This is a genomic window from Hahella sp. KA22, from assembly GCF_004135205.1.
Taxonomy (GTDB): domain Bacteria; phylum Pseudomonadota; class Gammaproteobacteria; order Pseudomonadales; family Oleiphilaceae; genus Hahella.
Genome location: NZ_CP035490.1, coordinates 5,056,138 through 5,079,739 on the forward strand (window position 1 = coordinate 5,056,138; position 23,602 = coordinate 5,079,739).

The following is a 23,602-nucleotide window of genomic DNA, read 5'->3' on the forward strand; positions in this document are numbered from 1 at the left end:
AGCGTGAACTCGTCAGGATCGGATATCGATAACGGTACCCAGTGCTTCGTTAGCGGTCCGGTCAAACTGTCGAGTCGTCTGCGAAGCGCTCTCACGGGGAGGCGGTGATTGATCCTCTTCCGTTTCAGCCAAATTCGCCGTAGGTGCGGCGTTTTCAGCAGCGCCTTGAGTCCGCTCCGTCTCAGTCGAGGCGTTAACCTGTTGACTGTTCGCCAGACTCAATTCCCGGCCTTCCTGAGAAAGCTCCACCTCAACGGCGGGCGTCTCCCGGACCTGGGTTTGCGCATTATCGACATTCTGACGGGTTTGCTCACGTTCTCGCGCCCGCCCTGCATCAAGTTGCTGCAAAGAACTGGTCGCCAAACTGTTTACGGTATTATCAGCCATAGAACGCACCTCCATTCCTAAGTATTGCACAAAGTGGTTATATTTTGAACAAAACAATTGCAACCTGGATCAATAATCCGATTTTGCCTTGTTTGACGCTTTGCGCGAGGTGGAAAGCTGGGCTAAGTTTATAATGTTTAATATATTCCAATGCTGCCGGTCTGTTGCGCCATGAAAAGACTTTGAGCTGCTTTTTTACCTACATGAAAGAAAAAAGAGCACCCGCGAATAATGAGTAACCTGTTTCGCAAAGTCTGGAATTTTCGCGAGACCTCTCCGCTTTCTTTTCGCATGTTGGGCTACATCCTTGTGTGTAGCTCCCTGTTTACGCTGTTCGCCACAGGCATCCAGGTTTATGCGGACTATCGGAAAGATGTTTCGCTGGTCGATCAGCGCATGAATCTGATCGAAACCAGTTACCAGTCCTCACTGGCGCGCAGCCTGTGGTCTCTCGACCAGAAATTACTGCGCGTGCAAATGCAGGGCATATTGAACCTGCCCGACATCGTGCATCTGCATCTGCAGATTTATCCAGACTCAGAAATCGAGATGGGCGAGATCCCGCCGCGGATTCCGACGATCAAACACAAAATCAAGCTGCAACACTCATCCGATGATCTATATGAGCTGGGGGAACTGACCATCACCGCCAGCCTTGACGACATCTATCGACAGTTGCGGCAGCGCATCTTCGTCATCATGACGACCCAGGCGTTTAAAACCTTTTTCATTTCCGTACTGATTCTATGGATATTTCAGTATCTGGTGACGCGTCATCTGTCCAAAATGGCGAACTACGCCCGCGGCCTCAATATTCACCAGCTAGATACGCCTTTAGCCTTGGATCGCTCACAAAAGAGCGGCCAACCGCCGGATGAGCTGCAGCGTGTCACAGACGCCATCAACGAAATGCGCCTCACCCTGCTCAACGATATTGAGAAGCAAAAGCTGGATGCGGCGGAGATCCGCAAGTTATCGCTGGCCATTGAGCAAAGCCCCTCCTCCGTGCTGATCTGCGACAAGCGCTGGAAAATCACCTATGCCAACCAGAAGTTCAGCCAGTTGACCGGCCACAATTTGAACTCGATTATCGGCAAGCATCCAAAAACCCTGACGCATATCAGCCCGGATGAATCTCAGAATGAGCAGCTCTGGCACAACATTGAGATTCAGGTGGAGCGCGCTGGCATGTGGCAGGGGGAAATGCACAGCACCCGTCATGGCGGCGAGAAGTTCTGGGAACAAGTGGTGATCACTCCCATCCGCGACACCGATGGCGAGTCGTCTCAGTATCTGATTCTGGGCGAGGACATCAGCGTACGTAAACGCTACGAGCAACAGTTGCTGCGTCAAGCCAATTATGACCTGTTGACCGGCCTGCCAAACCGCATGCTGGCGCTGGACCGTCTCAAATTAGCGCTGGCGCAATCCCGCCGCGACAAATCGCAGGTGGGCCTGATGTTTCTGGATTTGGATAACTTCAAGCACATCAACGACACCCTGGGCCACGACAATGGCGACACCCTGTTGATTGAGGCTTCGCGCCGCATCGCCTCATCTCTGCGCGGCAACAGCACCGTGGCCCGTTTGGGTGGAGATGAGTTCCTGATCATTCTGCCGTCCCTGGAGTCCCCCGAAGATTCCGAACTGGTCGCCGCCCGCATTCTGCAGGCGTTCTCTTCCCCCTTCCTGCTGAACAATCAGGAAATATTCGTCAGCACCAGTATCGGCATCGCGATCTACCCAACGGATAGTGAAAATTCAAGCACTTTGCTGCAGCAGGCTGACGCGGCCATGTATCAGGCCAAGCACAAAGGCAAGAGCGCCTATCACCGCTTCACCCCGGACCTTAACCAGCAATCCAGAGAGCGCCTCAAGCTGGAGACGCAATTGCGCAAAGCGCTTGAGCAAGACGAATTGCTGCTGTATTACCAGCCCATTGTGGAAACCGCCAGCGGCCAGTTGGTCGGCGCAGAGGCGTTGATTCGCTGGGATAACCCCTTGCTGGGGCTGGTGGCCCCGGACAAATTCATCCCCCTGGCGGAAGAAACCGGGCTGATTACCTCTATCGGCGAATGGGTGCTGCATACCGCTTGTCGCGACGTGAAGAAGTGGCATGAGGATACCGGACTGAAACTGACGATCGCCGTCAATGTCTCTCCGCGTCAATTCCGCGACCTCAAATTCATCGATACTGTGCAAAAAGCGCTGGAGGTCAATGATCTGGCGGGCGAATACCTGGAGCTGGAAATCACGGAAAGACTGTTGCTGGATGACTCTATCGAGACCTTTGAGATCTTGCACAAGCTGGATGCAATGGGCGTGAAACTGTCCGTGGACGACTTTGGCACCGGCTATTCCGCGCTCAGCTACCTGAAGAGCTACCCATTTGACTCCCTGAAAATTGACCGCTCGTTCGTCAAGGATGTCAACACCGAGGCGGAAGACGCGGCGCTGGTGACGGCTATCATCACCATGGCCCACAGCCTGGGCCTCAAAGTCATAGGGGAAGGCGTGGAAGATGCGGCGCAGATGCAGTTCCTGCGCGCCAAAGGCTGCGATTACGCACAGGGTTACTATTACAACCGACCTGTGGCGGAAAGCGACTTCTGCAATTGGATATCGGAAAACCGGCGCGCCTACGCCACCTAAACGCCCCTTGCGCTCACAGGCGCCAGTCGTCATCATGAGCCATACTTGAGGGGCGAGTTATCACCCCGGCTTTTAAGTCACCGGAAAACAAGCATCCAAGGCAGGCATGACAGGAAAACTTATTCTGGTGTTGAACAGTGGAAGTTCCTCACTCAAGTTCGCCATTATCGACCCCGAGCAAGACGCTCCCCTACTCACCGGCATCGCCGAACGCCTAAGCTCCGCCGAGGCCAATTTTCGCATGCGCTGGCGCAACGAAGAAAACAGGCGCCAACTCTGCCCCAACGCAGACCATGGCCGCGTCATCGACCAACTGTTCCAGCATATGCATGAGCACAGTATCGACGCTAAGGACCTGACAGGCGTCGGACATAGAGTCGTGCATGGCGGCGAGACTTTTCGCGACTCAGCCATCATTGACGAGCAGGTGATCGCCAAGATTGAGCAGTGCGCCAAGCTTGCGCCTTTACACAATCCGGTGAATTTACTGGGCATCAAAGCGATTGCACGGAAGTATCCGAACCTAAATCAAGTCGCGGTCTTCGACACATCTTTTCATCAGACCCTGCCAGAATACGCATATACTTACGCCCTCCCCTACAAGCTATATCGGGAGCACGGACTCAGGCGTTACGGATTTCACGGCTCCAGCCATCGTTTTGTCGCTGGGCGCGCCGCCGAGCTGCTTGGCAAGCCGCTGGACGATTGTAATTTTATCAGCGCCCACCTCGGAAATGGGTGTAGCGCCGCCGCCATTAAGGGCGGCGTTTCAGTCGATACCAGTATGGGGTTGACGCCTCTGGAAGGCTTGGTAATGGGCTCCCGCTGCGGCGATCTCGACCCCGGCCTGGTCCTGCATTTGACGCAAACGTTGAATTACGCGCCCGATCAGCTATCGCACCTGCTCAATAAAGAGAGTGGACTGCTTGGCGTCTCAGAAGTCAGCAATGATATGCGTGAGCTGCTACGTCTCAGTGAAGAAGGTCACCAGCAGGCAACCCTGGCGATCGATATTTTCTGCTATCGGTTAGCGAAAACGATCGCCGGCTACTATCTGGCGACAGCGCCGCTGGACGCCATTATTTTCACCGGGGGCATCGGCGAAAATGCAGCGCCCGTGCGCGCCAAGGTATGCGCCTGGCTCAAGCCCCTGGGCGTCGACATGGATGAAGAGGCGAACCACCGCCACGGAGAAAAAAATCAGGGACGCATATCCAGGGACGATTCGCTAAACATCATGGTCGTTCCCACCAACGAGGAACTTCTTATCGCCAGAGACACCCTGGCGTTGATTAGGCGCAACAAATAATCGCAGTAGACGCCATCAAACGTCGCCCTGTTTTCACCGCCCTAACCAAGAGGAATCATCGTGGCCAAAATTCTCTTTATCGCCCCCGCCTCCGTCGCGGTAGGTTTGACCTCCGTCTGCCTTGGCTTACTCAGGGCCTACGATAGCGTGGGGCTGCGCGTCGCGTTTTTCAAACCATTCGCACAACCCCGCGACAATCATCATGAAACGGACCGCTCAATTGTATTCACCCGGGAAAAAATGGGCTTAACAGTCCCTGATCCCATGCCATTACGCTATGCCCACAGCCTGATGAGCCAACAGCAAACGCCTCTGCTAATGGAGCAAACCATCGCGCTATTTCACAAAGTGGATACAGAGGCCGATGTCGTCATCGTAGAAGGTGTGGCGCCTCCACCTGGCGATGATTACTCAGCCCGACTGAATGTCGAAGTGGCGCGCAACCTGGACGCCGAGGTCATTCTGGTCGCCGCGCCTGACGGCATGCCTCCGCAAGACCTGGACGATCACCTGTCACTCGCCGCCCGACTGTTTGCGGACCCATCCGATCCTGATGTAGTTGGCTGCGTGCTCAACAAGGTTCACGCACCTCATGGCGATGAACCGCCCTTCAGCGACGACGGAGATGAAGACGAGATTCCAGCCGAAAAACACGATTATGGAGAAGAGTGCAACGTCTTCCGGCAATCACATTTCCGCCTCATCGCCAGCATTCCCTGGCGCGCCGATCTGGTAGCGCCCAGGACTTCAGACATTGTAGAGGAACTGGAAGCGGAGTATTTGAACGAAGGCAAATCCAGGCAACGCAGGGTGCTCCATACGACCGTGTGCGCCCGCACCATCCCCAACATGGTCAGCCGCCTGAAACCCGGCGCCTTAATCATCACGCCCGGGGATCGTGAAGATATTTTCGTCACCAGTTGCGCCGCAGCCCTGACCGGCATCCCCCTGGCGGGCTTGTTGCTGACTGGCGGCCTGCAACCGGACCCACGCACGTTGAAATTATGCCAGTCCGCACTGGATACCGGCCTTCCCGTGCTGAGCACCCGCAAGGACACCTATGTCACCGCCAGCATGGTGTCGCGCATGGACACCGAGGTCCCTCTGGACGACATGGAGCGCATTGAATCCGTTATCGCCAGCGTATCCGGCCATATTGATCCTGAATGGCTCAAGCAATCCGTCAGCCTGCCGCGCAAGCCTCGCATGTCGCCAGCGGCCTTTCGCTACCAATTATCGAAGCGAGCGAAGGAAGCCAACAAGACAATTATTCTTCCTGAAGGCAATGAGCCACGAACCATACAGGCCGCCACCATTTGCCATGATCGGGGCATTGCGAAATGCATCCTGATAGGCAAACGCCAGGAAATTCTCGCCGTAGCCGAAGCTCAGGGCGTGCAATTGTCAGACGCCATTCAGATTATCGAGCCGGATCAGGTCAGAGAGAAATACATTTCACCCATGGTGGAGTTGCGTAAGCACAAAGGTTTGACGCCGCAAATGGCGGAGGCGCAACTGGAAGACAATGTAGTACTGGCCACCATGATGCTGGCGCTTGGCGAAGTGGACGGATTAGTGTCTGGAGCGGTACACACCACCGCCAATACAGTGCGCCCGGCTCTACAGCTGATCAAAGCCCGTAAGGGATGCCGCATTGTGTCTTCGGTTTTCTTTATGTGTCTGCCAGAGCAAGTTCTTGTGTATGGCGACTGCGCCATTAATCCGGACCCAGATGCTGAGGAGCTCGCCGACATCGCCCTCCAATGCGCTGATTCCGCCGTTTTATTCGGCATCGAACCCTGTGTGGCGATGCTCAGCTACAGCACTGGCGATTCAGGCTCCGGCAGCGATGTCGATAAAGTGAGAGCCGCCGCCAAACTTGCCCATGAGAAGCGTCCGGATCTACCTTTAGACGGCCCTTTGCAATATGACGCCGCCGCCATTGAGGACGTAGCCAAGACCAAAGCCCCGGACAGCAAAGTAGCGGGCAAGGCGACCGTATTCGTATTCCCTGACCTGAATACCGGCAACACCACTTACAAGGCTGTGCAGCGCAGCGCCAATGTCATCAGCATGGGTCCAATGCTGCAGGGTTTAAAGAAGCCGGTTAATGATCTATCTCGCGGAGCGCTTGTAGAGGATATTGTCTACACCATCGCGCTGACAGCTGTTCAGGCGACGCAAAATACAGAAGTGATGGAAAATTAAGGGACGTCGCCGGAGCCCCGGCGACGCTTATACGCAAGAAACGGCGTTAGCGGGATTTCTTGCGTTTCTGCTTATGTTTGAGCTTCTTAACGTGCTTCATCAAGCGCTCTTTTTTCTTCTGTTGACGTGGCGAAAGCTTGTTCTTTCTACCTGCAAAGGGGTTCTCACCGCTACGGAATTCAAAGCGAATAGGCGTACCGACCACTTTTAGCACTTTGCGGAAAGTGTTCTCCAGATAACGCTTGTAGCTGTTTGGCAGAGCGTCAGTCTGGTTGCCATGCACAATGATAAGCGGGGGATTCGAGCCGCCTTGGTGCGCATAACGCAACTTGATGCGACGTCCATTGACCATTGGCGGCTGATGCTGGGAAACAGCGTCTTCCAACAGGGTGGTTAGCTGATTGGTGGACCACTTGGCCATAGCGCTGTCAAAACACTCATGCACTGACTCGTACAAGTGCCCAACGCCAGTGCCATGCAACGCGGAAATAAAGTGGATCTGCGCGTATTCCACAAACCCCATGCGTCGATCAATCTCACGACGCACGTTATCCTTGTCGTCCTGGGACATACCGTCCCACTTGTTGATCGCCAGAACCAAAGCGCGCCCGGCTTCAATGGCGAAACCAAGCAAATGCAAATCCTGGTCAACAATGCCCTCACGAGCGTCCAGGACCAGCATAACCACATGCGCGTCCTTGATCGCCTGCAAGGTCTTCACTATAGAGAATTTTTCCACCGCCTCGCTGACGTTCTTACGCCGACGCACCCCTGCTGTATCAATCAGGGTGTACCGCTCGCCCAACCGCTCGTAAGGAATATAGACCGAGTCCCTGGTGGTGCCGGGCTGGTCGAATACCACAACTCGATCTTCACCCAACAAACGGTTCACCAACGTTGATTTACCAACGTTGGGGCGACCGATAATGCCAATGCGGATACCGGAGTCATCTTCGCCTTCCAGCGACTCCTGCTCCGGAAACGGCTCTAACGCTTTTTCGAGCAATGAACGCACACCGCGGTTATGTGAGGCAGCCGTGTACATGTACTCCTGAAAACCCATCGCGAAAAAGTCCGCCGCCGCCACTTCCGGCTGCATACCATCAATTTTGTTCACCACTAAAATGGTGGGCTTACCACGTACGCGCAATTCTTTGGCGATCATTTCGTCTGCGGGCGTAACGCCTGCTTGCGCGTCCACCACAAACAGCACCACATCCGCCTCGTTCATGGCGGTGAATGACTGCCCCGCCATGGCGGCGTCTATGCCCTGCTCTTCTCCGGTAATCCCCCCGGTATCAACGACAATATAGTGTTTGCCTTCCAACTCGCCTTCGCCGTATTTACGGTCGCGGGTCAGGCCCGGCAAGTCAGCGACGATAGCGTCACGACTACGGGTCATGCGATTAAACAGCGTGGACTTGCCAACATTTGGCCGCCCCACGAGGGCGATTACCGGTTTCATGATCGCGGATATCTCTAAATAATACGGTTACAACTTACATAAGAAACGCGGCTTAATTCGCCGCGCGTCAAAATTACTTAATGTCCCAAACGCTCAAGTCGCCATCGCTGCCCAGAATAATCAGATGATTACCATAAATCAGCGGGGCGGCCTGTATGGGTTCGCCAGCAGGATGAATCCGCGCCAGCATGCGGCCATCTACTTGCGACAGTATATGCACATAGCCTTCCAGATCGCCCACCGCCAGATAGTTACCCCAAACGACAGGGGATGACAGCTCGCGATAGGACAAATCAGACTGTCGCCAAATTTCCTTTTTGGAATTTCTGTCTACGGCGACCACATCTCCTTCAGTCGTGGAAACATAGATATTGGTGAACCCAATGCCAGGCGTCACATAGCTGGACATAGGCATAGACCACTCTTCCTTGCCATTCATCGGACTCAGACGTGACAGCTGGCCCTGATAGGAAACCGCGAACAGTGCGCCATCCTGAACCAGGACATCGCCATCAATATCCACGAGACGCTCAAGCTCAGTACGCCCCTTAGGCGTCGCTACGCGCTGTTCCCAGTATAGCTGACCATCGTTGACGCTGACGGCGACGACGGAACCATTCGCCATACCGGAAATGACGCCGTCCTGCAGCAACACTGGCTTCGAGGTGCCCCGTAAAGTCAATGCAGGTTCATTACTGGCGAATTCCCACAACTTCTTGCCGTCTTCTACTTCATAGGCGGCCAATTTTCCATCCAGCGTCTGCACAATGGCTTTGCCTGAACCGGATACAGCAGGGGCCAACACTTCACTGGACGTAGGCGCGCGCCACAGGATTTCTCCATCTTCCCTATTCAACGCCAGCAACTCGCCGTCAAGGGTGGCGACGAAGACTCTGCGATAGTCGCCCCCTACGCCGCCAACCAACGGCTCATCCAGGTCGATATCCCACAGACGTTTACCGCTTTCCAGATCAATTGCATAGACTTCGCCGTCAATATCGTTAGCGTATATTTTGTCATCAACGACAAAAGGCGCGAACTTCAAAAACTGCTCATCCTGCCCGTCGCCGATAGAGCGGGACCATAGGCGCTTCAGCTCTATCTCGGGAGTGAAGGATTTCAGCTCAGCGGGGTCGGGACGTACATCATCACTGCCACAACCGTTCAATAACCCTGCCATAACGAAAAAAAGCGCCCCTAACAGGCGCCATTGAATTCGGAACTTCATGATAGATTTATACGTCCGCCAAATCGTTCAACTTAATTTGCAACAGCTCAGTCGGCAACTCATGCTCTTTTGCGTCAGCCAACGCCTGCTCATAGGCCACCTTGGCTTCCGCACGACTTCCCTTCATCTTCAGAATATCTCCAGCGAGCTCCTGAAAGTGAGAGTAAAACGCATCGCCTTTCTGCACTTTCAAGGCCGCCAGCGCATCATCAAATTTCTGCTGCGCCGCCAAAACACGCGCCAAGCGCAAAGACACTACACGCTTGAGCGCCTCGTCTTCAGTCTCCGACGCAGCTGTTTTCAATGCGGTTTCCGCACCAGCAAAATCCTTTTTCTCTACCGCTTGCTGCGCTTCAAACAACTTTGCATAAAGCGCATAAGTTGTGCCTGGAAACTTGGTCTGAAGCTCAGTCGCCAGGAACGTAATGTTAGCCTGAGACTTTTCGTCAGCAGAGACTTGCGCCGCGCCAGCCGCCTGCACCAGTTCCTGGTACATCTGCGACGCCTCTTCTTTCTTTTGCAGTTCGTTCTGCTGATAAGCTTTCCAGCCGAAAATCGCAGCCAGAGCCAACCCGATGCCAATCAAGAGCGCATTGCCGTTTTCCTTCCACCAACTCTTAATGGCGGCGATTTGTTCTTCTTCTGTGCGCAATGAATCCACTTGTCTTCTCCTCAACAATAAGCATCAATAACTGTGATTAAATCATTTGTGGCGCGCGCTGGATAAACTCTTCCAGCGACAGCGTTTTTTGTTCCTGATCAGTGCGAAGAGGCTTAATCGTTACTTCACGCTGATTAACTTCGTTCTCACCCAGCAAAAGCGCATAAGCCGCCGTGCTCTTGTCTGCTTTTTTCATCTGGGCCTTAAAGCTGCCGCCTCCGCAGTTCATAACGACGCGGACATTCTGCTGCAGGTCTCTCAACTGTTCAGCGACGTCGAAAGCGTACGCCTCCGCTCCTTCGCCAAGCGCTGCTATAAAGAAATCCGCACGATCCTGCAAACTGGCGGGGGTCAGGCTTAAGGTTTCCAGCATCAGCACCAAGCGCTCAACACCCATGGCGAAACCAACTCCAGGCGTACCTTTGCCACCCAACTGCGCAACCAGGCCATCATAGCGGCCGCCGGCGCAAACAGTGCCTTGCGCTCCAAGCGAATCGGTGATCCATTCAAAAACGGTCTTACCGTAATAATCCAGTCCGCGAACCAGTTTCGGGTTTACGGTATAGCTCAAACCAGCCCTGTCCAGAAACGCCCTAAGTCCAGCAAAATGCTGGGCGGACTCTGCATCCAAAAAGTCGTTGAACAGTGGCGCATTCTTGAGAATTTCCTGAGTCTTGGCGTCTTTGCTATCCAATATACGCAGAGGATTAGTGGACAGCCTGCGCCGACTATCCTCGTCAAGCTGCTCCTCATACTGGCTCAGATATGCAACCAAAGCCTGCCGATATTCCGCTCGCGCTTCCGCGCTACCAATGGAGTTGATGTGCAGCTGGACATGTTCGGAAAGTCCAAGCTTCTTCCATAATCGGGCGGTCATGATGATCAGCTCGGCGTCGATATCTGGACCGTTGAAGCCGAAACACTCCACGCCAATTTGATGAAACTGACGATAACGGCCTTTTTGAGGCCGCTCATGACGGAACATGGGGCCGCTATACCAGAGGCGGCGAGTTTGATTAAACAACAACCCATGCTCTTCCCCTGCGCGCACGCATCCAGCCGTTCCCTCTGGACGCAAGGTCAGGCTGTCTCCGTTGCGATCTTCAAAGGTGTACATTTCCTTTTCGACGATATCCGTCACTTCGCCAATTGAGCGCTTGAACAGATCCGTCTGCTCGACAATCGGCATTCTGATTTCTTCAATGCCATATTGTTCAAACAGGCAACGTGCTGTTTCTTCCAGATAACGCCAGACTGGCGTTTGCTCTGGCAGCACATCGTTCATGCCCCGAATAGCCTGAATACGCGCCAAAATATTACCTCTAACTAAAAGTTTTCTGATTGTCGGATGTTGAAGCACCAACAATGTTCAAATTTGTGCTACTGGCTTAAAGGTTCGCCCCTTGAGCAAGTGGAGCCGCGGGGGAAGATATTTACCCTTTTGCGATCAACGCGTCCAGCTCTTCTTGCTTAGCTGCGGCTTTGCTGCGGATCAACGATTCAAAACGCTCAACCAACTCATCATTATTCAGTTTGTGGTCTGGCTTACCGCCCACGTAAATCAAATTGGAAGGTGAACCGCCGGTCAAACCTACGTCCGCCTCTTTCGCTTCCCCTGGTCCATTCACGACACAGCCAATGACCGCCACGTCAAGCGGCGTGTTGATATCCTCAAGACGACGCTCAAGCTCGTTCATTGTCTTGATCACGTCGAAATTCTGCCTGGAGCAACTGGGGCAGGCGATAAAATTAATCCCCTTGGTGCGCAGTTTTAGACTTTTGAGAATATCGTAACCAACCCGAATCTCTTCGACAGGGTCCGCCGCTAGAGAAACACGAATCGTATCGCCAATACCGTCCATCAGAAGCATTCCCAACCCAATGGCGGATTTGACAGCGCCAGAACGGAATCCCCCCGCCTCGGTAATACCAAGATGGAGTGGTTGCTCAATCTGGCCTGCAATCTGGCGATAAGCTGCTACGGTCATGAAAACATCTGACGCTTTCAAACTCACCTTAAAGTTCTGAAAGTCATGACGATCAAGAATATCAATATGGCGCATCGCGGATTCCACCAGGGCTTCCGGCGTAGGTTCGCCATATTTCTTCTGCAAGTCTTTCTCTAACGACCCGGCGTTAACCCCAATACGTATGGGAATGCCGTTATCTTTGGCAGCGCTGATAACGGCTTGCACGCGGTCTTCCCGGCCAATATTGCCCGGATTAATACGGAGACAGTCCACACCGACTTCCGCAACCCGCAACGCAATCTTGTAGTCGAAGTGGATATCCGCCACCAAAGGTAAAGTAACTCTTTGTTTGATAGCAGCAAAGGCTTCCGCCGCATCCATAGTTGGAACCGATACTCGGACAATATCCGCCCCGGCTTGCTGCAGTTTTTCGATCTGCGCTACAGTCGCATCAACATCGCAGGTCTCAGTGTTCGTCATAGACTGTACAGCGATAGGCGCATCTCCACCAACCGGCACAGCGCCGACCATAATCTGGCGCGAACGTCGCCTCTTAATCGGTGACTCAAAATGCATAAAAACAGAACCTCAACGTTCCAAGGTCATTTCAACACGGTTATTGCGTACTCGGTATTGCCCGAAATCCAGAGGATTGCCATTCACCTCCAGCTTCACAGCGTCCACCGCGCCGATAATAAAGCGCAAAGGGTACTCCCCTTGAAAGTCAACCACATCGCCTTGGCGGTATAAACCCACAACGCGGTTGTTGCTCTTATCTCTCAAATCAAACCAGCAATCCCCAACAAATGTCGCCCGAACAGCAACTTTACCTATTGCAGGTTGAGGCGCTGAGGACTCAGACGCTGCAGAAGGCGCCGACTCAATGGAAGCAGGGATCTCAGCCGCCGCCGGAGCATGCTCATTTGTAGAGGCCTCAGAAGCGCCGACATCTTCTGGCTGTAGAAAATCTTCAGGGGACGGTTCCTGATCATCTTCCTCGCGACTTGAACTGTCCAGCAGTATTGGCTCAACCTCAGTGTCGGAGGCATCTTGCTCAACAGCTGGGACTAGCGGTTCAACTACATCGCCACTGTCACTGCCAGGCACAGCCTCATTTTCGCTTGAAGCGTCAGTCTCCTGCACCGTAGACTCAGAGTTCCCTGAGGGTACTAACTCTCGCCCTGAGAGAAAAAAGTAAATGAGTCCCGCCGCAACCGCCAACGCCAGTATTATCAGCCACAACCCTCCGCCACTCTTAGGCTTCTCCTCATAGGATGGCGTAGGAGCTGATCTTTCTTCTGTAAACCCGCCGTCTTCCAGGGATAATTCCTGCTCCAGAGCTTCAATCACCCGGTCCTCGGAGAGATTGACCAACCGGGCGTATGCTCTAACATACCCTTTCAAGAACACCAAGCCAGGCAACTGACTGTGTTCGCCATCCTCAATGGCTTTCACATAACGTGGAATAACATGCAGTCGCTCGGCTGTTTCCGGAATGCTCCAGCCCAAATTCTCCCGAGCCTGGCGCAATCGGCTGCCCGGTCGATCATTGGCGGCGGGGTTGGATGCGGCCTCGGACGACATAGTTAACTACTTCCTTTCATCGTTTTATATTCGGCGGAGTTGGGAAACATATTCTTCAGCAATAACATCAAAGATGCTTCCTCATTCAAATCCTTCTTCTCCCTGGCGATTTTAATTCCCAACGCCAAGCTAGCGGGCGTGTGTGAAGCCCCGCCTCTGCGCACGGTTTCCCAGTGCACAGCGTACATTCTATTCGCCTTTGATAGCTCACCTTTTCCAAAATATAAGGATGCCAGAGCCAGAACAACATTAGGCTGCCCCCGCTTCAAAGTCAGAGACTTCTCGTATGCCTTAATCGCCTGCTCTGTTTCACCTAGTCGTAAACGTATTAACCCAATATTGCTGAATACCTGGGCCCTACTCTCATAGTTCACATCCTCAGATGCTTTATCAAGTTGCTCCGCAGCCTCTTTATAACGTCCTTGATCATATAAATACGCTGCATAATAAGTGCGTCCACGCGTAAACCCAGGATCAGAACGAAGCGCAGATTTAAATTGTTTTTCAGCTAATAAAGGTTCCTTCTGTCTCTGATATACTAGACCCAGAGCAGCCTGAGCTTCGGCATTATCCGGCTTTATCTCCAACGCGCGCTGCAATTTCTGCAGAGCGCTATCCAAGTCACCTTGCTGATAGTAGGCCAACCCTAACTGAACATATTGCTGAACCGCCTTATCTTCAGAAGCTTTATTCGTGTAGGGCCCTGTAACAGTCGTAACGCACCCAGCAAGTACGCCCCCCAATACAACCGCCAATACTACAGTTTTAATAGTGCGTTTGACGTTTTCCATTTTTCTCAACTTAGTTATCAATTCCTGTTTTACTTTCAATGTAATAAACCACCTTGCTTTTTCAGGAAGCTGAAGACTACGTTCAACTATTCTGCTTTATTAAGCAGAAGCTCTGCCGTCAGGGGAAACGTTAATGTTTTGCAGAGGGATATATTTCTGACTTCTCCGCGTCCGATCCTCAACGCGCCCCACTAACTGGCCGCAAGCTGCGTCAATATCATCGCCGCGCGTAGTACGAACTGTGGCGACATAGCCCGCATCGCTCAGTACTTTTTGGAATCTTAATGTCGCGTTTCGGGAGGGGCGCTCATAACCGCTGTTAGGAAACGGATTGAATGGAATCAGGTTAATCTTGCATGGCAGGTCGCGCAATAAGTCGCGCAACTCACTGGCATGCGTCTCGCTGTCGTTTACACCTGCAATCAGGGTGTATTCCACTGTAATACGACGCTTGTCGGACAGTTTGCTCAAATAACGATGGCAGGCCGCCAACAGTTCTTCTATCGGGTACTTTTTATTGACCGGGACCAGAACATCTCGCAACGGATTATTCGGCGCATGCAGGGAAATGGCGAGGGAGACATCGGTAACATCGCCCAACTTATCAAGGGCGGGAACGAGTCCAGAAGTGCTGACGGTCAGTCGGCGCTTGGAAATACCGAAGCCAAAGTCATCCATCATGACATCGCAGGCGCGCACGACGTTGTCGAAATTCAATAAGGGCTCGCCCATTCCCATAAAGACAATGTTGGTGACGTAGCGCTCTTTGGAAAGATCATAATCGCCGAAAGATCTCGCTGCTATCCACAACTGACCGATTATTTCAGCGGAGCTCAAATTACGGTTGAAGCCCTGCTTTCCAGTTGAACAGAAACTGCAATCGAGGGAGCATCCTATCTGCGAAGAAACACACAATGTACCCCGGCCATTATCCGGAATATAAACGGTTTCAATACTGTTGCCGCCGGCCAATCGCATAACCCACTTACGGGTGCCGTCAGCAGAAATATCTTCATAAATAACTTCAGGCACGGACACTTCAGCTACTTCTTTCAGCTTTTCCCGTAGCGCCTTACTCATATTCGTCATGAGGTCAAAGTCAGATACGCCAAGGTGATACATCCACTTCATCAACTGAGTGGCGCGGAATTTTTTCTCTCCCAACGACTCGAAAAAAGACTCGAGATCGGAACGATTCATTCCCAGTAAGTTAATTTTAGCGTTGGGGCCTGACATGCTTTACCTCTTAAAAAGAGTGCAGCGATAGTGCTGCACTCGATTAATTGCCTTGACTGATAAGTTTATATCAGCTGCGTGGGCAGATTTCGTTCTCGCTGAAGAAATAAGCCACTTCCCGCTCAGCAGACGCTGCAGAGTCAGAACCATGCACCGCGTTTGCGTCAATAGAGGAAGCGAAGTCTGCGCGAATTGTGCCTGGCTCTGCTTCTTTCGGGTTGGTTGCGCCCATCAGTTGACGGTTCAGAGCGATGGCGTTTTCACCTTCCAGCGCTTGAACAACAACAGGACCGGAAGTCATGAAAGCAACCAGGTCTGGGAAAAATCCACGCTCTTTGTGTTCAGCATAAAAGCCTTCAGCCTGCTCTTGCGACAAGTGCAGCATCTTTGCAGCCACAACGCGCAGACCGGCTTTCTCAAAACGCGAATAGATTTCGCCGATTACATTTTTAGCCACTGCGTCGGGCTTGATGATTGACAGCGTACGTTCTACGGCCATCGATATGCTCTCCAAAATCAGGGTTATAACAACTTTAGGTTTATATTCTGAACAGGCGATTATACGCATGTTCCAGGGAAAGTTACACTCCGCTCCTAACACGAAAAAGACGTCCTCGACACAAGTATCAAACGAGCGGCAATTACGACAGCGGGCGCCTGATGCATTCAGCTTAAAATTGAATCAGGCGCGGATTTAAATTTTGTTAACAAGAATAAAAAAGCGTCCTCGACCAGGACCTTGCAGCACTAACTGCCCAGCTTCGCCTTCCACGCAGGCGACAACTCGCGCAACTTATTCACTGCAGTGATAATGACATCCGCGGCGACATCAACGTCTTCTTCCTGAGTAAAACGTCCCATAGAAATACGCAGGGAGCTGAGCGCCAACTCATCCGGTACGCCTATCCCTCTCAACACATAGGAGGGCTCCAGCGAAGCAGAAGTACATGCCGAACCGGTTGAAACCGCAAGGTCTCTCATCGCCATCAGCAGCGACTCGCCATCGACACATCCGAAACTAATATTCAATGTCCCCGGTAGCCTATTGGATTCAGAACCGTTTAAATGGATTTCTGGCAATACGGACAACGCCCGCCACAATCTGTCGCGCAACCCTGTCAGTCGCCCAGCTTCTTCCATCAGGCTTTGTCCAGCCAGCTCGAAAGCCACTCCCATACCAACAATTTGGTGGGTTGGCAGCGTACCGGAACGCATACCCCGCTCATGGCCGCCACCATGGATCTGCGCATCCACGCCGACAAATGGATTCCTTCGAACGTAGAGCGCACCGATACCTTTAGGCCCGTATATTTTATGCGCGCAACAGGACAACAAATCGACAGGCATGGTTTTCATATCGACAACCAACTTGCCCACGGACTGCGCCGCATCTACATGAAAAAACGCTTGATGCCCACGCAACAGCTCACCAATGGCCTGAATATCGTTAACGCTACCCAGTTCATTATTGGCGTGCATCAGGGAAACGAGAACTGTATCGTCGCGCAATGCGCCTCTGACTGACTCCAGGCTGATGACCCCATCCTTATCTGGTTTCAGATAAGTCACTTCATAACCCTGTTTTTCCAGGTAAGCACAGGGATCCAGCACAGCTTTGTGCTCGATCGCACTGGTAATGATATGGCGACCTTTTTCAACATAACGACTCGCCACGCCTTTGATGGCGAGATTATCCGCCTCTGTGGCGCCGGAAGTCCAAACAATCTCCCGAGGATCAGCGCCAATCAAATCCGCTACTTGGCGACGCCCTTTCTCCACCATCTCCTCTGCGCGCCAGCCGTAAATATGCGAGCGGGACGCCGGGTTCGCGAAGACGCCATCCAACGTCAAACAATTGCTCATCGCCTCAGCGACCCTGGGGTCCACCGGGGTGGTGGCGGCATAGTCGAGATATATAGGTTTCTTCATTATTTCAATTATCCATATCCAAGTACTTCAGCGCTCCCCGCGCCTGCTTTAACAATGACACGAGAGAAATCAGGTTAACCAATATCGACTAAAGAGATGCCTGTCTCGCCCGCTCGCTTTCTTTCACTCTGCCTCTCGGCGATTTCCTGCACTGCTCGACTGGAGACAAGCTCTTCCAGACTGATACTACTGAGATAATCATGAATACGTTCGCTGAGATCCTGCCACAAATGGTGGGTCAGACAAATTTCGCCACCCTGACAGTCCCCTTTTTGTCCACACCTTGTCGCATCTATTGATTCGTTAACCGCCTCTATAATTTCAGCTACCGCGGTCTCGCCGAGCGGGCGCGCCAACTTATAACCACCACCAGGCCCTCTGACGCTTGACACCAGACGATTACGCCTCAATTTGGCGAACAATTGCTCAAGATATGAAAGTGAGATGCCCTGACGCGCCGAGATATCCGCCAGACTGACAGGGCCGCCATCGCCGTGCAGCGCCAAATCCAGCATGGCGGTCACCGCATAGCGGCCTTTGGTGGTCAAGCGCATGATCAAACCCCTAAATAATTTAGGGCATTATGAAATGACCCTGCAGACTGATCAAGTATTACGGATTATGTTGGCAGGCTACTTGTCTTCGCGAACACATTCAAAATCCTCACTCTTCAGAGGGGGGAGCTCACCATTTCGATATTCCACGTCCAACTTATGCAGGCACTTGCACATTGACTCCAAACGATCATCCACCGCCTGCATATGATCCAACATTGCTCGTATGGAGCGCGCCACTGGATCAGGCATCTCTTCGCTCAGTCCATATGCGTCAAAGCCCATTTTCTCTTCCATGGCTTTACGGCGATCAGCCTCCGGCTCCGTCTTCTTGACGATCACTCGCCCCGGAATGCCCACCACAGTGGCATTAGACGGCACTTCTTTGGTGACCACAGCATTGGAACCCACTTTCGAGTTATCACCTACGGTGAATGGCCCCAAGATCTTGGCTCCAGCGCCGACGACTACGCCATTTCCCAGCGTAGGATGACGTTTACCTGCATTCCAGCTGGTTCCTCCTAGAGTAACCCCCTGATACAGAGTCACATCGTCACCGATTTCCGCAGTCTCCCCGATCACCACCCCCATGCCGTGATCGATGAAAAAGCGTTGACCAATTTTCGCACCCGGGTGTATTTCAATCCCTGTCATCCAGCGACTGAATGTGGAGAGAAAGCGCGCCAACCACTTCAATCCCTTTTTCCACAACCAGTGACTAATGCGATGCGCCAGCAACGCATGCAGGCCGGGGTAGCAAGTCAGCACCTCAAAGGCGTTTCTGGCCGCCGGGTCCCGGTGAAAGACACTTCTTATGTCCTCTTTTAACTGTGCTAACATGATTCGCCCCGATTATTTCTTTTGCCAAGTTCCCGCCATTTTCTGCGTGGACCTTAGAATGCCTCGCAGAATGTTTATTTCCATCTTATCCAAACGCGCTCGCTGATACAGCCGCCGCAATCGCGACATCAATTGCCTGGGATTTTCCGGATCATGGAAGTCAATATCGACTAGCGTTTGCTCAAGGTGGGCAAGATAGCGTTCAACTTCGTCCGCTGTCGCCGCCTCAACATCCCACCCAGCATCCCCGGGACCGTCCAGCCTTTGGATATATGATTGATTCTCTTCGTTTTCAAGCAGCCACCGCATGTGGAGCTCGTAACAAATCACTTGCGCCGCCATCGCAACGTTTAAAGATGAATAGTCAGGGTTTGATGGAATATGGACATGCAAATGACAGCGTTGCAGCTCTTCGTTGGTAAGCCCCCGCTCTTCACGCCCAAACAGAATCGCCACCTCACCCTGGGTCGTTGCAACATGTTCATAGACATCATCCGCCAAATCCCGGGGATTTCTCACTGGCCAAGGAATACTCCGGCCTCTTGCACTGGTTCCCACTACCAATACACAACCAGCGACAGCCTCATCCAAACTTGCAACCACCTGGGCGCCATCCAAAACATCTAAAGCTCCGGATGCACGACTTACTGCATCATCGTCTGGAAATCGATCTGGCTCCACCAGCACTAATCGAGACAGCCGCATGTTTTTCATCACGCGCGCCGTAGCGCCGATATTACCGGGATGAGAGGTGTTGACCAGCACAATACGGATGTTTTCCAGCATTTTTACACCTTTTTAAAAGTGCGCAATGGTAGCAGAATTGTATGCAAATGCCTCCCCCCACCGAGGTTGAAACATCGCCCTAACTCCGCTTTCTGGCGCGCGCCGCGACCTTTTCTATAATTTAACCCGTAAGTAGATTTCTGGGTGTGTTTACACGACGGAGTTGCTATCATTAGCGCCCTTTTTAAAACCGTTCTTTACAAAGTAGTGATCAAACCATGCAGCCAATGATTAATATTGCCTTGCGCGCAATTCGCTCGTCCAATGAGCAAATCAACATGATTCTTGAACGTGAAGAGTTGTCTTTTACCGATCCGGAAAAGCTAAAGAGAGTCATTGCACGCGTTGACGCCGCTTTCTACGATAACTTGTCCCGCGCCCTGCAACGGGCCTACCCGACCCACCAAATCAACAAAAAAGGCGATTTGAAAGGCGCCCCAAAAAGCGTCAGCTGGCATATCATGCCCGTACACAACACTGCCAGCCTCGTACGCGGCCTGTCCGACTGGTGTTTTTCACTGGTTTGCAAAAAAAATGATCAGACCGAACATGCCATCATTATTTTTCCTGTAACCGGCGACGAATACACAGCAAGCCGAGGCGGCGGAGCCTCTTTGAATGGCAAGCGCATCCGCGTTTCCGGTACAAAAGAGCTGGAGCTGTCCGTACTGTCCACTAACATCTTAGAAGGCGTTGGCAAAAGAGAAGAGCCTGCAACCTTGTTGGAAGCTTATGCGGAACTGGATAAGAGCTGCTTTGGAGTAAGAAGCGCGCACTGCATTCCACAGGAACTAGCCTATCTGGCTTCCGGAAAAATCGACGTTGCGATTCTGAACAATATCAATCCGCTTGAAACGGTAGCTGGTTTACTTATCGCCAAAGAAGCCGGAGCACTGCACAGCGATGTCCGCGGCAATCCGCTAAATGAAAGAAGTCGCTCTCTTATTTGCTGCAACCCTAAAATGCTTAAACCCGTCTCCCAAAAGGCCCATAAACTGGCGGAGCTGTTGAAATAACAGCAGCCTCAAAGCCCCTTTACATTGTCAGGGCCCACAAAAAAGCCGGTCATATGACCGGCTTTTTTATTAGGCTATTTTTGATAGCCTAAACCAAGAAGAGAATCGCCTTAAGGACGCTCATCTAACTCAGCGCCCTCTTTCACAGGAATCATCAGATCTTCTTTGCTGATATTCATAATCAGCAACAGGTTACTCGCGACATATATTGAGGAGTAGGTACCGACAACAATCCCCACTATCAACGCCGTCGAAAACCCTTTAAGCGCAGGACCACCAAACAAGAACAACGCCACCAGAACCAGCAAAGTAGTCAGGCCAGTAACAATTGTACGGGACAGGGTTTGCGTCAAAGAAATATTAATGATGCTTACCGGCGTTTCCTCACGCAGGCGACGGAAGTTCTCACGCACGCGGTCGCTCACAACGATGGTATCGTTCAATGAATAACCGATTACCGCCAACACCGCCGCCAACACGTTCAAATCGAAGTCCCACTGAAACAGCGAGAACATCCCTACCGTGATAATGACGTCATGCACCAACGCCAATACAGCGCCAACAGAGAACTTGAACTGAAAGCGAAAAGCGATGTAGAGCATGATGACGCCAAGCGCCAGCAGCAGGCCCAATCCACCCTGTTCGCGCAACTCTTCGCCGACCTGAGATCCAACGAACTCAGAACGACTCAGACTCACTTGCGCCCCATCCGCAGACAGCGCATTCACCACTTCCGTTCCGATGGACTCGCTGTGCTCTTGCTGCAAACGAACCAAGATGCTGGTGTCAGAACCAAACTTCTGCACAACGAAGTTTTCATATTTATGAGCCTCAAGCTGATGCCGCACATCATTGATTTGCGGCGCTTTGGCGTACTCCACCTCTACCAGCGTACCGCCGGTAAAATCCAACCCGAAAGACAAGCCGCGAGTAGCGATGGACACGATAGATACAATGATCATTATCACAGACAAAGCCAGCGCAGGCTTCGCTATGCCCATAAAGTTATAAACTTTTTCATCAGACATAGTTATGCCTCCTTAACCTTGCTTGACGCCGCCAATGGACAAACTGCCAATATTGCGGCCGCCGTAAATCATATTGACTACTGCGCGAGTTACGGTAATCGCAGTAAACATGGAGGTCAGAATCCCGATAGACAGCGTAACAGCGAAACCTTTGACCGGGCCTGTGCCGATTGCGAACAAGATCAACGCCGCAATCAAAGTGGTCACGTTGGCGTCAAAAATAGACACGAATGCGCGATCATAACCAGCATGAATCGCCGACTGAGGCGGCAGCCCGTTACGCAACTCTTCACGAATTCGTTCGTAGATCAACACGTTGGCGTCGACCGCCATCCCCACCGTCAATACGATACCCGCAATGCCCGGCAGAGTCAGCGTCGCCGACAGCAAGGACATGACCGCTATCAAAATAAAGACGTTGGCCGCCAAAGCGATATTGGCCACGATACCGAATACACGGTAGTAAACGATCATAAACAGCATGACCAGCACAAAGCCGATCGCAACGGAAGTGGCGCCGTCTTTAATGTTCTCTAGCCCCAAGCTGGGACCGACAGTACGCTCTTCAACAAAATAGATTGGAGCCGCCAATGCGCCGGAACGCAGCAGCAAAGCCAGTTCTTTGGCTTCAAATACAGAGTCCAGCCCCGTTATACGGAAGCTGTTTCCTAACGGCGACTGTATGGTGGCGAGACTGATGATTTTCTTTTCTACGTAGCGGCGCTTCTTGGGCTGCCCAGTTGTGGACTTGGTATCCACATCTTCTTTGTACTCAACAAAGAGCACGCCCATATTGCGCTGCACGGCATCCTTAGTGACGTGGAACATCTTGTTGCCGCCCAAGGAGTCCAACTTAATGTTAACTTCGGGACGACCATTCTGGTCAAAAGACTGCTGTGCATTGGCGACGCTGCCGCCAGTGATAATGATATCGCGCTCCAGGCTTGCAGTACGCGGCTCTGAGCGGAATTCAAACTTTTCAATCGAACCTGCCGAAGCATCTGGACGCGCCTCAAGGCGGAACTCCAAGTTAGCAGTGGACCCCAGAATACGCTTAGCTTCCGCCGTGTCTTGCACGCCCGGCAATTCAACAACGATGCGTCCACGCCCTTGACGCTGAACCAAAGGCTCGGCGACGCCCAGCTCGTTTACCCGATTACGCAAGGTGCTCAGGTTCTGGGAAATGGCGTAGTCTTCAATTTCTTTCGCCCGGCTTTCCAGCAGGGTCAGCTTCACCATAAACAGGCCGTTTTCTTCTGCGCTTTCCGCCAAAAAGTCGCTAAACTCACGACGCGCCAGAGACAACGCGTTATCGCGATCATCTTCGTCGCGGAAGCCCACAGAGATCTGCTTTGGCGGCAGAATATCCACCGACTTATAGCGCAGCCCTTCTTCTCTCAGTTTGGTTTTAATGTCGCCCTGGGTAATTTCCATTGTCGTGGCGACTGCTTTCGCCAAGTCCACCTCCATAAGGAAGTGCACCCCGCCCCGCAAGTCCAGACCCAGCTTCATGGGCGCAGCGCCCAGACTGGACAACCATGCTGGCGTTGTCGGAGCCAGGTTCAGCGCCACAACGTAATCATTGCCCAGAGCGCTTTTGACGTGAGGCTGAGCGTCCAACTGCGTGTCGTTGTCCGCAAAGCGAATAATGATGTTCTTCTCGCCGACTTTCGCTTCGCCGTATGCAATTCCCGCCTCGTCCAGGGCGTCGGTGGCTTTTTTCAGCACGCTCTCGTCAACCCCGATGGAGCCGCGAGATCCGCTTATCTGCAAAGCGTAGTCATCAGGATACAAATTCGGTAAGGCGTAAATAAAGCCCATCATCAGCACTATGACAACGAGCAGATTTTTCCAAAGTGGGTATTTATTGAGCATGCCGTAAAAGGCTCCCTATTGTTTATCTCTATGCCGGGGAATAGGCGCGCCATGCAGGCGTTCGCAGAAACTGAACGCCTGAC

The 23,602-nt window shown here is 52.4% G+C and carries 20 protein-coding genes; 4 read left to right on the forward strand and 16 right to left on the reverse strand.

All coding sequences use genetic code 11. The features are described from left to right. Positions 1 to 12: 12 nt before the first annotated feature. Entirely contained in the window at positions 13 to 387 is a 375-nt protein-coding gene (locus tag EUZ85_RS22310) for a hypothetical protein (protein WP_127972075.1), read from the reverse strand. Positions 388 to 618: 231 nt separating this feature from the next. Between EUZ85_RS22310 and EUZ85_RS22315 the strand changes: the two genes are divergently transcribed. The 3 genes from EUZ85_RS22315 (at position 619) to pta (ending at position 6,556) form a co-directional block, all read left to right on the forward strand. Next, positions 619 to 3,039 (forward strand): EAL domain-containing protein, encoded by a 2,421-nt coding sequence (locus tag EUZ85_RS22315; RefSeq protein WP_127972077.1) that lies wholly within the window; start codon positions 619 to 621, stop codon positions 3,037 to 3,039. Between the two features lie 106 nt (positions 3,040 to 3,145). After that, the gene (locus EUZ85_RS22320) at positions 3,146 to 4,348 is read left to right on the forward strand and encodes an acetate/propionate family kinase (protein ID WP_127972079.1); all 1,203 of its coding nucleotides are present in this window, start codon (positions 3,146 to 3,148) and stop codon (positions 4,346 to 4,348) included. A 60-nt stretch (positions 4,349 to 4,408) separates the two neighbouring features. Next, positions 4,409 to 6,556: a phosphate acetyltransferase gene (pta, locus tag EUZ85_RS22325; RefSeq protein WP_127972081.1), complete on the forward strand. Its 2,148-nt coding sequence runs from the start codon at positions 4,409 to 4,411 to the stop codon at positions 6,554 to 6,556. A gap of 46 nt (positions 6,557 to 6,602) precedes the next feature. Here pta and der read toward each other — a convergent pair whose 3' ends face one another. The 13 genes from der to trmJ form a co-directional block, all read right to left on the reverse strand. Next, positions 6,603 to 8,021: a ribosome biogenesis GTPase Der gene (gene der, locus EUZ85_RS22330; protein WP_127972084.1), complete on the reverse strand. Its 1,419-nt coding sequence runs from the start codon at positions 8,019 to 8,021 to the stop codon at positions 6,603 to 6,605. A 73-nt stretch (positions 8,022 to 8,094) separates the two neighbouring features. Beyond that, entirely contained in the window at positions 8,095 to 9,249 is a 1,155-nt protein-coding gene (bamB, locus tag EUZ85_RS22335) for an outer membrane protein assembly factor BamB (RefSeq protein ID WP_127972086.1), read from the reverse strand. Between the two features lie 7 nt (positions 9,250 to 9,256). Further along, positions 9,257 to 9,910 (reverse strand): tetratricopeptide repeat protein, encoded by a 654-nt coding sequence (locus EUZ85_RS22340; protein WP_127972088.1) that lies wholly within the window; start codon positions 9,908 to 9,910, stop codon positions 9,257 to 9,259. A gap of 37 nt (positions 9,911 to 9,947) precedes the next feature. Further along, on the reverse strand, positions 9,948 to 11,225 hold the full coding sequence (gene hisS / locus EUZ85_RS22345; protein ID WP_206618152.1) for a histidine--tRNA ligase: 1,278 nt from the start codon (positions 11,223 to 11,225) through the stop codon (positions 9,948 to 9,950). 118 nt (positions 11,226 to 11,343) lie between these two features. Then, positions 11,344 to 12,456, reverse strand: coding sequence for a flavodoxin-dependent (E)-4-hydroxy-3-methylbut-2-enyl-diphosphate synthase (ispG, locus tag EUZ85_RS22350; protein WP_127972092.1), 1,113 nt, complete (start codon positions 12,454 to 12,456; stop codon positions 11,344 to 11,346). Between the two features lie 12 nt (positions 12,457 to 12,468). Beyond that, on the reverse strand, positions 12,469 to 13,464 hold the full coding sequence (locus EUZ85_RS22355) for a RodZ domain-containing protein (RefSeq protein WP_127972094.1): 996 nt from the start codon (positions 13,462 to 13,464) through the stop codon (positions 12,469 to 12,471). 2 nt (positions 13,465 to 13,466) lie between these two features. Continuing rightward, positions 13,467 to 14,294 carry a type IV pilus biogenesis/stability protein PilW gene (gene pilW, locus EUZ85_RS22360; RefSeq protein ID WP_127972096.1) on the reverse strand — a complete coding sequence of 276 codons (828 nt, stop codon included), beginning with the start codon at positions 14,292 to 14,294 and terminating at the stop codon, positions 13,467 to 13,469. 60 nt (positions 14,295 to 14,354) lie between these two features. Continuing rightward, on the reverse strand, positions 14,355 to 15,491 hold the full coding sequence (rlmN, locus tag EUZ85_RS22365; RefSeq protein ID WP_127972098.1) for a 23S rRNA (adenine(2503)-C(2))-methyltransferase RlmN: 1,137 nt from the start codon (positions 15,489 to 15,491) through the stop codon (positions 14,355 to 14,357). Between the two features lie 70 nt (positions 15,492 to 15,561). Next, a complete protein-coding gene (ndk, locus tag EUZ85_RS22370) occupies positions 15,562 to 15,990 on the reverse strand; it encodes a nucleoside-diphosphate kinase (protein WP_127972100.1) in 429 nt (142 codons plus the stop codon). A gap of 248 nt (positions 15,991 to 16,238) precedes the next feature. Next, entirely contained in the window at positions 16,239 to 17,420 is a 1,182-nt protein-coding gene (locus EUZ85_RS22375) for an IscS subfamily cysteine desulfurase (protein WP_127972102.1), read from the reverse strand. Between the two features lie 74 nt (positions 17,421 to 17,494). Continuing rightward, the gene (gene iscR / locus EUZ85_RS22380; RefSeq protein ID WP_127972104.1) at positions 17,495 to 17,974 is read right to left on the reverse strand and encodes a Fe-S cluster assembly transcriptional regulator IscR; all 480 of its coding nucleotides are present in this window, start codon (positions 17,972 to 17,974) and stop codon (positions 17,495 to 17,497) included. A gap of 78 nt (positions 17,975 to 18,052) precedes the next feature. After that, positions 18,053 to 18,814, reverse strand: a complete 762-nt coding sequence (cysE, locus tag EUZ85_RS22385; protein WP_127972106.1) for a serine O-acetyltransferase — start codon at positions 18,812 to 18,814, stop codon at positions 18,053 to 18,055. A 12-nt stretch (positions 18,815 to 18,826) separates the two neighbouring features. Beyond that, a complete protein-coding gene (gene trmJ / locus EUZ85_RS22390) occupies positions 18,827 to 19,600 on the reverse strand; it encodes a tRNA (cytosine(32)/uridine(32)-2'-O)-methyltransferase TrmJ (RefSeq protein ID WP_127972108.1) in 774 nt (257 codons plus the stop codon). 218 nt (positions 19,601 to 19,818) lie between these two features. Here trmJ and EUZ85_RS22395 point away from each other — a divergent pair, with 218 nt between their 5' ends. Next, positions 19,819 to 20,616, forward strand: coding sequence for an inositol monophosphatase family protein (locus tag EUZ85_RS22395; RefSeq protein ID WP_127972110.1), 798 nt, complete (start codon positions 19,819 to 19,821; stop codon positions 20,614 to 20,616). Between the two features lie 110 nt (positions 20,617 to 20,726). Here EUZ85_RS22395 and secF read toward each other — a convergent pair whose 3' ends face one another. Both secF and secD read right to left on the reverse strand, forming a co-directional pair. Further along, the gene (secF, locus tag EUZ85_RS22400; protein ID WP_127972112.1) at positions 20,727 to 21,644 is read right to left on the reverse strand and encodes a protein translocase subunit SecF; all 918 of its coding nucleotides are present in this window, start codon (positions 21,642 to 21,644) and stop codon (positions 20,727 to 20,729) included. Between the two features lie 12 nt (positions 21,645 to 21,656). Beyond that, entirely contained in the window at positions 21,657 to 23,519 is a 1,863-nt protein-coding gene (secD, locus tag EUZ85_RS22405) for a protein translocase subunit SecD (RefSeq protein ID WP_127972114.1), read from the reverse strand. Between the last annotated feature and the right edge of the window lie 83 nt (positions 23,520 to 23,602).

Coding starts and splice junctions, on each gene's coding strand:
- cysE (WP_127972106.1), bottom strand. CDS start 18,814: ATGTTAGCACAGTTAAAAGAGGACATAAGAAGTGTCTTTCACCGGGAC.
- bamB (WP_127972086.1), bottom strand. CDS start 9,249: ATGAAGTTCCGAATTCAATGGCGCCTGTTAGGGGCGCTTTTTTTCGTT.
- der (WP_127972084.1), bottom strand. CDS start 8,021: ATGAAACCGGTAATCGCCCTCGTGGGGCGGCCAAATGTTGGCAAGTCC.
- rlmN (WP_127972098.1), bottom strand. CDS start 15,491: ATGTCAGGCCCCAACGCTAAAATTAACTTACTGGGAATGAATCGTTCC.
- EUZ85_RS22355 (WP_127972094.1), bottom strand. CDS start 13,464: ATGTCGTCCGAGGCCGCATCCAACCCCGCCGCCAATGATCGACCGGGC.
- secF (WP_127972112.1), bottom strand. CDS start 21,644: ATGTCTGATGAAAAAGTTTATAACTTTATGGGCATAGCGAAGCCTGCG.
- EUZ85_RS22320 (WP_127972079.1), top strand. CDS start 3,146: ATGACAGGAAAACTTATTCTGGTGTTGAACAGTGGAAGTTCCTCACTC.
- ispG (WP_127972092.1), bottom strand. CDS start 12,456: ATGCATTTTGAGTCACCGATTAAGAGGCGACGTTCGCGCCAGATTATG.
- secD (WP_127972114.1), bottom strand. CDS start 23,519: ATGCTCAATAAATACCCACTTTGGAAAAATCTGCTCGTTGTCATAGTG.
- iscR (WP_127972104.1), bottom strand. CDS start 17,974: ATGCGCTTGACCACCAAAGGCCGCTATGCGGTGACCGCCATGCTGGAT.
- EUZ85_RS22315 (WP_127972077.1), top strand. CDS start 619: ATGAGTAACCTGTTTCGCAAAGTCTGGAATTTTCGCGAGACCTCTCCG.
- EUZ85_RS22395 (WP_127972110.1), top strand. CDS start 19,819: ATGCAGCCAATGATTAATATTGCCTTGCGCGCAATTCGCTCGTCCAAT.
- EUZ85_RS22310 (WP_127972075.1), bottom strand. CDS start 387: ATGGCTGATAATACCGTAAACAGTTTGGCGACCAGTTCTTTGCAGCAA.
- EUZ85_RS22375 (WP_127972102.1), bottom strand. CDS start 17,420: ATGAAGAAACCTATATATCTCGACTATGCCGCCACCACCCCGGTGGAC.
- ndk (WP_127972100.1), bottom strand. CDS start 15,990: ATGGCCGTAGAACGTACGCTGTCAATCATCAAGCCCGACGCAGTGGCT.
- trmJ (WP_127972108.1), bottom strand. CDS start 19,600: ATGCTGGAAAACATCCGTATTGTGCTGGTCAACACCTCTCATCCCGGT.